The organism is Pseudoalteromonas sp. Z1A6 (assembly GCF_011378745.1).
GTDB classification, from domain to species: domain Bacteria; phylum Pseudomonadota; class Gammaproteobacteria; order Enterobacterales; family Alteromonadaceae; genus Pseudoalteromonas; species Pseudoalteromonas arctica.
In genome coordinates this window covers 1-12,096 of the sequence record NZ_WTKW01000112.1, presented here as the reverse complement: position 1 = coordinate 12,096, position 12,096 = coordinate 1, and the positions used below count along the sequence as shown (strand labels likewise).

Genomic DNA, 12,096 nt, shown 5'->3' with positions numbered 1-12,096 from the left:
TATTCTCACTTAAAGTAAAACCTAAGAGAAGATAATGGAAAACATAAAACCTATAGAATATTGTCAAAATCAAATTCGCCATTTTCAAAAAAAAGCAAAGCATAATAAAGCTGAAACTTTATGGTGTTTTAGAATTATAATGGGAAGTACACTGGCCGTTCCCGTAATGCTAACATTTGACGCTGATTTATGGGTATCTAAAATACTTCCTTCTTTTCTATCTGCTACAGCGGCATTCTGCACAGCATGGATTCAACTCAGAAAGCCACAGGAGTTATGGTTATTATACAGGACAATTCAACGCGAAATTGAAGATCAATTAACGCAATATAAATATAAACTTAGTGAGTATGAAAATTGTATAGAACCTGATAGGCTTCTTGCTAGCAATGTAGCCAAATTGACTCTTAAAGCCCACCAAAAATGGACTGCAATTACTCCAACACCAGATAATTTACCTTCCTCAAACGACTCGTCTACTTAGCAATTAACGTGACACCCATCTTAATTGAGATAGCTTTGCTTGTTCAATTAAGGTGCCTGTCTTGCTTTATTCTTCTATATAAATTAGCTGTTTATGTTTGTCGAAACTCAAATAAGTTACTGTGTCGGATGGCGCTTTGCTTATCCGACCACCGTTTTCAAATATATTTGAAGGGTGGTGGTTACCCTCTCTGCCAAGCTAGTTGTCTAATATTGAATATTCGTTGGGTTTCGCTACGCTCTACACAACCTACGTGTTTAACTTAAATTTTTACGCAGACGAAAATAGCGTTGCCTGAGCGTTCTGCCCATCAGCCGAAATTAGTTGAGCACTACAAATACCCATCCTGATTTTTATACAGTGAAGTTCATTTACGAGAATCTTAGAGGCTGTGCTAGAGATAAATCGCTTGTGATGTTACGAATAATCACATGTATGTCAGTGCTGTATGTTGTCGATAAAATATCAAATAAGTTTATAGTAAGTTGATTATTACTCGCTTGCCTATACGCAATAAAAAAGGCTGCAATGTGCAGCCTTTTGAAGTGTTAAACAACAATTTTACTTGTTAAGCGTCTTGCTTGGCTTCTTCTTCACTAATTTGTTTTAGTGCTTGAATGAATGAGTCGCTTGGTTGTCCGCCAGTGAGTGCATATTTATCGTTGATGATAAATGTAGGGACGGAAGTAATACCCATCTGTTTAAAGTTGTCTTGCTCTTGGCGTACGTCTTGTACGTATTTGTCTGAATGTAGAATACCGCGCGCAGTTTCTTTATCAAGACCTACTTTTTCAACAACGTCGAGCAGTGCTTCTTCTTGATTTAAGTATTTTAAATCAGTGAAGTGCGCTTCAAAAAAGGCGAGTTTTAACTCGGTTTGCTTACCTTCTTCACGTGCCCACATTAATAAACGATGCAAATCAAAGCTGTTGATCATGATGCGTTTGCCATCAAAATTAAAGGTGAACCCAGCACGTTGGCCTGCTTCGAACATGTTTTTACGATTTTCGTCGCCTTGCTCTTCACTTAGGTTGTACTTTTGCATTAAATGTTCGTTTAAGTCTTGACCTTCAATTGGCATATCTGGGTTTAGTTCAAAAGGATGCCACGTAATATCTGTGCTCATTTCGTCTTTAAGTTGCTCTAGTGCAGTTTCTAGGTTTTTGTAACCCACTACACACCAAGGGCACATTACGTCTGAAACGATATCAATTTTAAAGTTTTTCATATTTATCCTTTTGAGGATTGCTTATAACTAAGTATAAAAAAGGATATTGGGACGAAGTATGTATTATCAATCCTCAAACTAAAAAGAGCAGCTAAACAGCTGCTCTTGAAGGTAATCAGTTTTAAGTGTTAAGCCCAAATGGGTCGTCGATGCTATGGCTAGGCACTGTAAACCAATGGGGGCCGTTGTCGGTCATGTAAAAATGATCTTCTAAACGTACGCCAAATTCATCGGGTATAACTAACATTGGCTCGTTACTAAAGCACATGCCAGGGGCAAGTGAGGTTTTATCACCGCCAACTAAGTATGGCCATTCGTGAATGTCTAGCCCAATGCCGTGACCCGTTCGATGCGGGCAACCTGGTGTTTGATACTGCGGCCCGAGCCCTTGCGCCGCTAAATAAGTCCGTGCGCCCGCATCTACGTCTTCGCAGGTAGCACCGATTTTAGCGGCATTAAACGCAGCCATTTGCGCTGCTTTTTCATGATCCCAAAACATGCGTTGGCGCATTGTTGGTTCGCCAAATACATAAGTACGGGTTATATCCGATAGGTAATCGTGTACTTTACAGCCGGTATCAATTAATACCATATCGCCTTTTTTAAGTACTTGGGCGTCTTTAACACCATGCGGGAAAGACGTTGCTACACCAAATAAAACAATACAAAAATAGTTACCTGGCGCACCTACTTTTTGGTGTGCTTGCTTTATAAAAGCTTCTACTTCGGTGGTGGTTATTCCCTCATAAAGCATGCTTGCTGTGGCTTGATGCACGGCTAAGGTCATATCCATAGCGCGCTGCATTAAGCTAAGCTCGTGAACTGATTTATGCATACGGCAATGCGCAGTTACAGGTTGTGCGTTTATGAGTGTTAAACCCGTTTGCGCTTTATTAATACCGTCGAATATAAAAAACTGTGCGCTTTCATCAATGCCAATGGTTGCGTTTTCATTAATGTTTAATTTTTTTAATACTTCGACAAAAAGTGCATAAGGGTTTTCGTGCTCTTGCCACCCATGAATAGGCCCATCTATTACTTTAAACCCGTTTAACGAGCCAATTTCAAAATAAGGCGCAATGTATTGTACTTCACCAAGGGCGGGTAATATTGCGCCAACCATGCGCTCGCTCGCGTACCATTTCATACCTGTAAAGTAGGTTAGATTGGTGCCAGCGTTTAAATAAATTGCATCTATGTTGTTTGCTAGCATATACGCTTGCGCCTTGGCTATGCGCTCTAAATGTTCGTCAGCAGCAATAGGGGTTAGCGTTTGCGTCATATTACTTAAGCTTGCCAGTGCTTGCTCGCTTGATTGTGTACCTATACCTATGGTGGTCATGTTTTTCTCCTTGGTTTTTAGGCATTGTGCGCAATGTGAAAAGGGAATTCAATTTTATGAGATAACATGCACGCTAAGGTTTTTTTGCATAAGGCAGGCGCATTAATTTATTACTGGTATGGTAGCTATCAAGCCCGGTTACTGCCACTGTTTCTATTGCTTGTAAATCTAGGAAACCATCGCTTTGTAGTGCTGCTTTATCTACATATACATCCATAATTTCGCCGATAACAAGCTCGGTACCATTGATGGCTAAATGTTGGTTTTCTACAAATTTAACCGAGTACTTTAAACGGCTTTCTTGTACAAAAGGCGCTGTAAAGTCGTTTAAGTACTCAGGTGTTAAGCCTGTAGCGTCAAACTCAGACTCGTCTTTATCGTAACGGGCTGAAGTTTGATGAGCTTGCTTATAAATTGACTTATTCACTTGGTTTATGGTGTAAGTGCCCGTTTGTAATATGTTTTCAAACGTATGACGCGGCACACTGTGAGGGCGCATAATCATTGCGACTAACGGTGGGTTAGCCCCAAGGTGAATAACCGAACTTACAATCGACAAGTTGGTATTGCCGAGTAAGTCTTGCGTGCCAATTAAATTAGCGCTTTTAAAACCCGAAAGAGAATTAATTAAATGTGTACGGGTATGTTTTTCAAGTGCGTCTATTTGCGCTTTAGTAAAATGCATTAAAAGTCCTTACCACGGTATTGTAGAGCCTTGCCAGTCTAAATAAGCAGGCTCACCGTTTAGTTTTAAATCAGGGTTATTGTTTGTTAATTCAAATAGTTGCTTGGCTACAAATTCAGGGGTAAATAATTTGCCTTCAGGTACATTCTTTTGAAAGGGCTTTGAAAGTGCTGTATCGGTAGTGCCAGGGTGAAACAGAATGAGTTTGGTATTTTTAGCACGACGAGCAAGCTCTATAGCAGCGGTTTTAAATAGCATGTTAAGCGCCGCCTTAGATGCGCGGTAAGTATACCAACCACCTAATTTATTGTCGTTTATGCTGCCTACGCGCGCACTTAATGCAGTAATAGTACACTGCGTTTTGTGGGTTAACAGCGGCAAAATACTCTGCAAGCAAAGTAGGGGAGTTAGGGTGTTTGAATTTAGAAGTTGGCTAAAATACTCAGCGTCTAAATCCTCCATCTTTTTTTCAGGCATATGGGTTTCGTTGTGCAGTGTACCATTGAATATAATAACTTGTTGTATATCGGCATTTTGCTCTTTTAGGTAATTAGTAACGCGCGCTAAACTTTGTTTTGTGTAGTCAGTATGCAGGTGGACAACACTTGAGCCAGATTCAATACTTTTTGAACTAATACAAACGATCTGATGAGTAGGCGTGTTTATTTGTAGATGTTCTATATATGCATTTGCTATGGCACTGCTTGCGCCGAATAAAACAATAGTTTTCATTTATCACCTTTTGCTTTTAGTCCACATTGGCCATTACTGCACTGAGTATTTGGCATTAAAAAGCGACTGATGGGGTGCCGATACTTAGCAAATAATAGGTATCCGCAGTCAGCGAAAAAGCGAATTATTGGCAAGCGAAAAATTTTCAACCAGCCGTGTTTACCCACTATTTTCCATGCTTCGTAAGTTACATCAAGCCCATAAATCATTTCACCTGATTGCTTTTGAGCTTGAAGGTAGTTCATTGCTTTGTCTTTATCAATATACGGGTAGCGCTCGCTGAAGTCGCTCGCGTTAAGATCTTCAAGCGTAATTAAGTTTTTGTTATCAGCGTGTTTTAGTTGCTGCATTTCGGTGCTACAAAGAGGGCAGTTACCATCGTAAAAAATGATCATGTGAATGCTTTGTGATTATTTTATATATAATTTTTTACGACAAGACATTGCAAATGGATCTATTAAATATCTCTTCATGATGATATTAATAGCACTCCACGAAACAAAGGAGAATGAGAAATGAGTGAACAATATACCGCCTTGCGAGGTAATGTAAATTTACTAGGGCAACTACTAGGACAAACAATCAAAGATGCCCAAGGTCAAGCGATTTTAGATAAAGTGGAAGAAATTCGTGCTTTATCAAAATCATCTCGCAGTGGTAACGAAGACGACAGACAAGCGCTAATAGATGTTTTACATGCGCTTAGTGATGAAGAGCTTTTACCGGTTGCCCGTTCATTTAATCATTTTTTAAACCTTGCTAATGTAGCAGAGCAATTTCATACCGTTTCGCGTTTTAATGACGTTGGCCTTGGTCAACAAAACCCTCTCACTCAAACATTAAAAACGTTAGCTACAAAAGCAGAACAAGGCCAGTTAGACAGTAATCATTTGGCCGAAACACTCTCAAAACTCCACATAAACTTAGTACTGACCGCTCACCCAACCGAGGTTACGCGCCGTACTATTATTAACAAACACGTTGAACTAAGTGATTGCTTAGCGTCATTAGAGCGAAAAGATAACTTAGTGCAAGAGCGAGACAATATTTTAAATCGTATTGAACAGCTGATTAGCCAAGCTTGGCATACCGACGATATTCGTCGCTCTCGCCCAACGCCAGTTGATGAAGCCAAATGGGGCTATGCAGTAATAGAAAATAGCCTGTGGCATGCGGTTCCGCGCTTTTTACGTGAATTTTCAGCGAATGTTAAAGATCAGCTCAGCTTAGAGTTACCAATAGATTACAGCCCAATTGAGTTTACGTCTTGGATGGGAGGAGATCGTGATGGTAATCCGTTTGTAACTTCGCAGGTTACAACAGAGGTACTTGATCATGGTCGTTGGATGGCACTTAATTTATACATTCAAGACTTAAAAACGTTGTGCGCTGAACTCTCTATGTCAGATGCCAGTGATGAGCTTGTTGAGCTTGCAGGGCAGGAATTTGAACCATATAGAGCAGTAATCAAAAAGCTTAAAAATCAGGTTGCAGAAACAGTGGCGCACTTAGGTGCTAAAATTAAGAATAAGCGCAGCGATTCACAAGATTTAATTACTAATATTAATCAGCTTAAGCACCCAGTTGAAGTGTGCTATCGCTCGTTATTAAAGTGTAATATGAAAGTAGTTGCGGATGGCTTATTACTTGATTTACTGCACCGTATAAATAGCTTTGGTTTGCGTTTAGCCAAACTTGATGTGCGCCAAGATTCATCTCGCCACGGCGATGTGTTTTCAGAACTGACTCGTTATTTAGGTTTAGGCGACTACAACCAATGGCAAGAGCAAGACAAACAAGCATTTTTACTTGCAGAGCTTAACTCGCGCAGACCGCTTATTCCAAAACATTGGCAACCAAGCCCTGATGTACAAGAAGTACTTGATACCTTTGATGTAATTGCCAAGCAAGACGAAGCAACATTTGGTTTGTATATTATTTCGATGGCACGAACAGCGTCAGACATTTTAGCAGTACAACTGTTGCTAAAAGAAAGCGGCTGTAGCTTTGATTTACCAGTAGCACCGTTGTTTGAAACACTCGACGATTTAAACGCAGGCAGTGATGTAATTACCACATTGCTTGATAATGTTTGGTATCGCGGGCACATTAAAAACACCCAAAACGTAATGATTGGTTACTCTGATTCAGCTAAAGATGCTGGCATGATGGCAGCAGGTTGGGCGCAGTACGAAGCAATGGATAAGCTAGTACAGCTTGCTGATGCACGTGGTATTGAGCTTGTTTTATTCCACGGACGTGGTGGTACAGTAGGACGTGGTGGTGCACCCGCTGCACAAGCGCTGCATTCACAACCGCCTGGCTCATTAAAAGGTGGCTTGCGTGTAACCGAGCAAGGCGAGATGATTCGCTTTAAATTTGGTTTACCCGATGTAGCACTGCAAAGCTTAAATATTTACGCAGGCGCAGTTCTGCAAAGTAACTTATTACCGCCGCCGGAGCCAAAACCGCAGTGGCGCGAAGTAATGAAGCTAATAAGTGAGGAGTCGTGTGAGCATTACCGTAATGTAGTTCGCCATGATGAAAACTTTGTACCTTACTTTAGAATGGCAACACCTGAGCTTGAACTGTCTAAGTTACCGCTTGGCTCGCGTCCTGCAAAACGTAATCCTAATGGTGGCGTTGAAAGTCTACGTGCTATTCCATGGATTTTTGCGTGGAGCCAAAACCGTTTAATGCTTCCTGCATGGCTAGGTGCGTTAACAGGCTTAAAAGCTGCGCTTGATAAATACGGCGCCGAAACACTAAATGAAATGAGCTTACAGTGGCCGTTTTTTAGATCGCGCCTAGAAATGCTAGAAATGGTATTTAGTAAAGCCGATTGTTGGTTGAGTGAGCATTACGATAATGCGCTGGTGGAAGATATGTACAAACCACTGGGTGTAACACTTCGTAAAGAGCTTCAAGAAGCCATTAGCTTGGTACAATCACTTAGCCCGCAAAAAAGCCTACTAGCCGAACAACCTTGGATTAAGGAGTCGATTAGTTTACGTAACCCGTACACCGATCCACTTAACTTACTACAGGTTGAGCTTTTACGCCGTGCTCGCTCAGAGGAAAAACGCAACGAAGGTGACATTGATAATGCATTAATGATCACGATGACAGGTATTGCAGCAGGTATGCGTAATACCGGCTAACATGTTATTTTGTTAGGTATACCAATTAGTTATTTTGTTGGGTATATCAGTTAAACTTAAAGGGAGCACGCGATGTGCTCCCTTTTTTTGCGTTTAATAACCTAGCAATTAGCGGCTTAACCTTTTAAACTACTTAGCCATTGAATAATTAAAAAATGTTATGGCTTCAGCAACTTTTACTGTACAGCAAGATACAGCACTTACAAATTATCACATCACATTAAACGTAGCGCAAACAGCGTCATTACGTAGTCAATTAAAATCACAACGTGGCATATTAAATTCTAATAATATTAAGCAGTTATGCGCACAACTCAATGTGTCTGATGATGCATTATTACAAGGTTTAGTACCTTTGGCTTCTGAGTATGCTGTTGCGCCGATATCAGATTTTCATGTAGGCGCAATTGTTAAAGCACTTGATGAAAACGATGAGGTAAACTTTTACTTTGGTGCAAATGTAGAATTTAATCATCAAGCATTGAGTTTAGTGGTTCATGCAGAGCAATCGGCTATAAATAACGCATGGTTAAACGGCGCCAAAAAAATAGTTAAAATAGCGATTAGCGATGCACCGTGTGGATATTGCCGCCAGTTTATGAACGAACTCGCTGATGCGAAAGAGTTTGATATTTTATTGCCAGAGCAACACTTTAAGTTGGCAGAATTACTGCCGTACTCGTTTGGGCCGACTGATTTAGGTAACGCGTTTAGCTTGTTTAATCCAGAGCCTCACCAGCAAGTATTTGCAAATGATCAACTAGATGAAAAACTAGCAAGTACAGCATTAAACGCATACGTACCCTATAGTAAAAACTTTAGTGCAGTAAAAATTAGTACATTTGAAAATGGTGATTTTTACGGAAGTTACGCAGAAAACGCAGCATACAGCCCAAGCTTGTCGCCACTACAAAGTGCACTTAGCCAATTATTTATCGCAGGGCTTAGCTTTAACGAAAGTACGGTAAAATCAATTACACTTTTAGAAACCGCAGGCCATGAAAACCAAGCGGGTGTAGCACGTGCTGTACTTGCAAGTTTTAATAATCTACCGGCAATAGAAGTAATTAGTGCGCAGCTAAAATAACCTTTCAAAACAATAAAGCACAGCCAGAGCTGTGCTTTATTAAAATGTGCCATTCTATCGAATTAAATAACTCACTAACTGCGTTAAAAATTATTCATATAGGACAACTATACTTCATAATTTTTGCCTTGTTACTGAGCCATTTTCTTATCGTTATAATAGCCCATTAATAATAGGATCCGTATTAATCAAGTAATACTTTAGCCGCTTCTAATACTACCGCTACAGATTTACGCTCAATTTCACCATGGTCAACATTTGGTATTTCTTGGCGAGTACGATTAACAAGTACGCCTGCTACACATGCTGCTTGTAAACCAAGGGCTGCACACATAGTGAATAATGTTGCTGATTCCATTTCGTAGTTCATCACGCCCAGTTTTTGCCACTCTTCGCAGCTACCTTGTAGTGATTTAGGAACGTAACCAGAATGCGTATCGTAACGCTCTTGTCCTGGATAAAATGTATCGCTTGATGCAGTAATACCAATATGAAAATCGATATTTAAGTTTTTACATGCTTGTACCATAGCTTGTGTTGCATAAAAGTCAGACACAGCAGGGTAGCTAAGAGGAGCAAAATGCTGGCTTGCACCGTCTAAACGTACAGACGCTTGGCTAATTAAAATTTCGCCTTCGTTGATATGTGGCTGAATCGCACCTGTTGTACCAATACGTAAAAATTTACGCACGCCAAGTTGTGCTAATTCTTCTACTGCAATCGACGTAGATGGACCACCAATACCCGTGGAACAAACAACCACCGAATGGCCGTTTAGTTGACCTAAGTAAACATGAAACTCACGAGTTTGAGCAAGGCAAGTTGGGTTGTCTAGGAATTGTGAAATGCGTGCAGCACGATCTGGATCGCCCGGTACAATCGCAAGTTTTGCACCTTTAAGATCGTCAATACATAGTCCTAAGTGAAATACCTTTTCCATAGCTAAGCCTTTTTATAATAAATTGTGTCAATCTAGCATCATTGCTAGAAACGTTTATCAAGTACAGGACGATTGTCCGTTTTACCTTAACTCCTCCAATTAAGTCTTAATAATTTTGAGGATTAATTTGATTTATTCATCAACTATGAATATTCAATCAAGTGCTTATACAAGTAGCCTTGTTGTGCTGTTGACATGTTCAAGCAGACATAATAAGTATCAACCAAGCGCGTAACTACAATTAAATAGTTTATGGTAAATGTTCATTAATATTAAATTAATTCAATGGCTTAAATTTGTATTAAGCACGTAAAAGATAGCGTGTTTATTTATATTAGGCACAGACTTATTTAGCAAAGTGGAATTTATTTGAAGTTTAGGCACTTTTGGTGATTTTGCATAACTAATCAAAAGTAATTAGCTACGTACAGAATAAAAATCGAAGGAGTTTATTATGAGCACACAATTTGAAGCATTTAAAAACAAAGTTGAGCACTGTTTGTGCGCACCTGGTGATGGCGTATACACAGTAAATACTGCAAAAGAGCGCAAAGCCGCACTGCGTGATAAACTTTATGGACAAACTGAAAACGTTGATAATTTGTGGCGCGAGTCTTTAAATGAATTACCAAATTCTCCACATAAAGCCGTTATGTTAGGTATTAGCTCAGACTGTGGCGGTGGTATTTTACGCGGAGCAAACTGGGGGCCACTGTTTGTGCGCTCAGCTTTAATTGATCAGCAACCGCAGTGTCACTCGTTTGATTTAGGCGATGTACGTGTAATCCCACATTTACTTCATGATAAATACCTAAATGATGCAACCATTTCTAATTGCCAAAAAGCCCTGTACGGTAATGAAGATAACGACTATTACGTAAGCCCATTATCAATCACTGAGGATGTATGCGACAGCTTTTACGCGACATTTAAAGATAAAGGGATATTTGGTATTGGTGGCGATCACTCAATTAGTTACCCACTTACCAAAGCGTACTTAAAAGCAAAACGTGAGCAAGGTAAGCGTACCGCTATTATTCACTTTGACGCGCATACCGATTTACTTGTTGAGCGCCTAGGCATAGATTTATGTTTTGGCTCGTGGTGTACGCATATTTTAGAATTTTTACCAGCACCACATCATTTAATACAATTTGGTATACGCTCAAGTGGCAAGCCTAAAGCGCACTGGGAAAGTACCTTTGGCGTTAAGCAACATTGGGCACATGAAATCATTGAGCGCGGCGCAGCAGCGGTTGCTGCCGACGCTATTGCACAATTAAAAGCTGATAACGTTGATGAAGTATACGTAAGCTTTGATATTGATGCGCTTGATGCAGAGTTTGCATCTGCCACAGGTACGCCAGAACATAATGGTTTAACACCACAGCATGCGCTTGATATTTTATCAGCCATTGCGGATGAGTTTCCGATTACGGGTGCGGATATGATGGAAATAGCGCCATTTACCGACAGCTCTTTAGTTGGCCAATCAAGCTCTGAAACGACACTTAGAGAAGGCGCTAAAATTTCAGCCTTTTTAATTAGTGCGATGAACAAGTAAGCTGTAGGAGCTATAAATACTAGCACTATCAGCGTATAAGTGTGCATTACATGACTAAAAACTAGCAGTTCATAAAGCCTCAGCTATATTTATTAAATACTTATAATGAGTTAGTTGAGGCCTTGCTAAATGAAATTATTGATCTTTTTATTGTTCATTAGCTGTATTAAAGTTGATGCAACTGAAATCACAATAGTAACGGAAGTATTTCCGGACTTTCAGTATCTCAATGAAGATAATAAACTCGTTGGCCGTTCTGTCGATAAAGTTCATAAAGCGCTAGAAGGCACTGGTATAAAATACACTATGTTGGCGCATAGTTGGGCCATATCTTACAATGCAGCGTTACGCGATAAAAATACCTGTATATTCTCGATTGTTCGATTACCTAATAGAGAAAGTAAGTTTAACTGGGTAGGTGAACTGGAAAGCTTTGATTCTGCTATTTATGGTCTAAAATCTAGAGGTATAAAGTTAAATACTCTCAATGATGCTAAAAAATATAAAATAGCAGTACTGCGTGATAACTTTAGTCATCACTATTTGCTTGAGAGGGGCTTTAGTGAGAACAAGCATTTATTACTCATCGATAGCCTAGATAAAATAGATAAACTCATAAGCACTCGTCACGATATTCTTGATTTTGTTGTTCTTAGCAAAAAGCAATTTAGCTATCGAATAAAAACTGAGCCAAGGCTTGAGCTACTCGAGCCATTACTAAATCTAAATACAGCTCAATCTCCATTATTTTTTGCTTGTAATATAAATATGGATCCGGCCTTAGTTGTTCAATTAAAAGTCGCCTTTAAAGGCAATTAAACAGTTTAAAAAAAACAGTTTGATCAATGTAACCTCATGAAATTAAATTACTTT

The 12,096-nt window shown here is 39.7% G+C and carries 11 protein-coding genes; 5 read left to right on the top strand and 6 right to left on the bottom strand.

Going from position 1 to position 12,096, the window contains the following annotated elements; all coding sequences use genetic code 11:
* The first annotated feature begins 34 nt into the window (after positions 1-34).
* Positions 35-484: a DUF4231 domain-containing protein gene (locus tag GQR46_RS09070; protein ID WP_165740768.1), complete on the top strand. Its 450-nt coding sequence runs from the start codon at positions 35-37 to the stop codon at positions 482-484.
* Positions 485-1,052: 568 nt separating this feature from the next.
* On the opposite strand, the gene GQR46_RS09065 is transcribed toward GQR46_RS09070, so the two are convergent.
* From GQR46_RS09065 to GQR46_RS09045, 5 genes are all read right to left on the bottom strand, one after another.
* Positions 1,053-1,712 carry a DsbA family oxidoreductase gene (locus tag GQR46_RS09065; protein ID WP_165740767.1) on the bottom strand — a complete coding sequence of 220 codons (660 nt, stop codon included), beginning with the start codon at positions 1,710-1,712 and terminating at the stop codon, positions 1,053-1,055.
* Positions 1,713-1,833: 121 nt separating this feature from the next.
* Complete coding sequence (locus tag GQR46_RS09060; RefSeq protein WP_165740766.1) at positions 1,834-3,054, bottom strand: Xaa-Pro peptidase family protein; 1,221 nt, start codon at positions 3,052-3,054, stop codon at positions 1,834-1,836.
* Positions 3,055-3,127: 73 nt separating this feature from the next.
* Positions 3,128-3,739 (bottom strand): flavin reductase, encoded by a 612-nt coding sequence (locus GQR46_RS09055; RefSeq protein WP_165740765.1) that lies wholly within the window; start codon positions 3,737-3,739, stop codon positions 3,128-3,130.
* A gap of 9 nt (positions 3,740-3,748) precedes the next feature.
* Positions 3,749-4,471, bottom strand: a complete 723-nt coding sequence (locus GQR46_RS09050) for an SDR family NAD(P)-dependent oxidoreductase (RefSeq protein WP_101163585.1) — start codon at positions 4,469-4,471, stop codon at positions 3,749-3,751.
* Positions 4,468-4,866, bottom strand: coding sequence for a DUF393 domain-containing protein (locus GQR46_RS09045; protein ID WP_165740764.1), 399 nt, complete (start codon positions 4,864-4,866; stop codon positions 4,468-4,470). Before GQR46_RS09045 ends, GQR46_RS09050 begins: the two co-directional genes overlap by 4 nt.
* A gap of 120 nt (positions 4,867-4,986) precedes the next feature.
* Between GQR46_RS09045 and ppc the strand changes: the two genes are divergently transcribed.
* Together ppc and cdd are read left to right on the top strand one after the other, a co-directional pair.
* Positions 4,987-7,632 carry a phosphoenolpyruvate carboxylase gene (gene ppc, locus GQR46_RS09040; protein ID WP_165740763.1) on the top strand — a complete coding sequence of 882 codons (2,646 nt, stop codon included), beginning with the start codon at positions 4,987-4,989 and terminating at the stop codon, positions 7,630-7,632.
* 160 nt (positions 7,633-7,792) lie between these two features.
* Positions 7,793-8,719 (top strand): cytidine deaminase, encoded by a 927-nt coding sequence (cdd, locus tag GQR46_RS09035; protein WP_165740762.1) that lies wholly within the window; start codon positions 7,793-7,795, stop codon positions 8,717-8,719.
* A gap of 184 nt (positions 8,720-8,903) precedes the next feature.
* On the opposite strand, the gene udp is transcribed toward cdd, so the two are convergent.
* Complete coding sequence (udp, locus tag GQR46_RS09030; protein ID WP_007582384.1) at positions 8,904-9,659, bottom strand: uridine phosphorylase; 756 nt, start codon at positions 9,657-9,659, stop codon at positions 8,904-8,906.
* A gap of 454 nt (positions 9,660-10,113) precedes the next feature.
* On the opposite strand from udp, the gene GQR46_RS09025 reads away from it, so the two are divergent.
* Together GQR46_RS09025 and GQR46_RS09020 are read left to right on the top strand one after the other, a co-directional pair.
* Entirely contained in the window at positions 10,114-11,223 is a 1,110-nt protein-coding gene (locus tag GQR46_RS09025; RefSeq protein WP_165740761.1) for an arginase family protein, read from the top strand.
* Between the two features lie 129 nt (positions 11,224-11,352).
* On the top strand, positions 11,353-12,042 hold the full coding sequence (locus GQR46_RS09020) for a transporter substrate-binding domain-containing protein (RefSeq protein ID WP_024591832.1): 690 nt from the start codon (positions 11,353-11,355) through the stop codon (positions 12,040-12,042).
* Positions 12,043-12,096 lie beyond the last annotated feature (54 nt).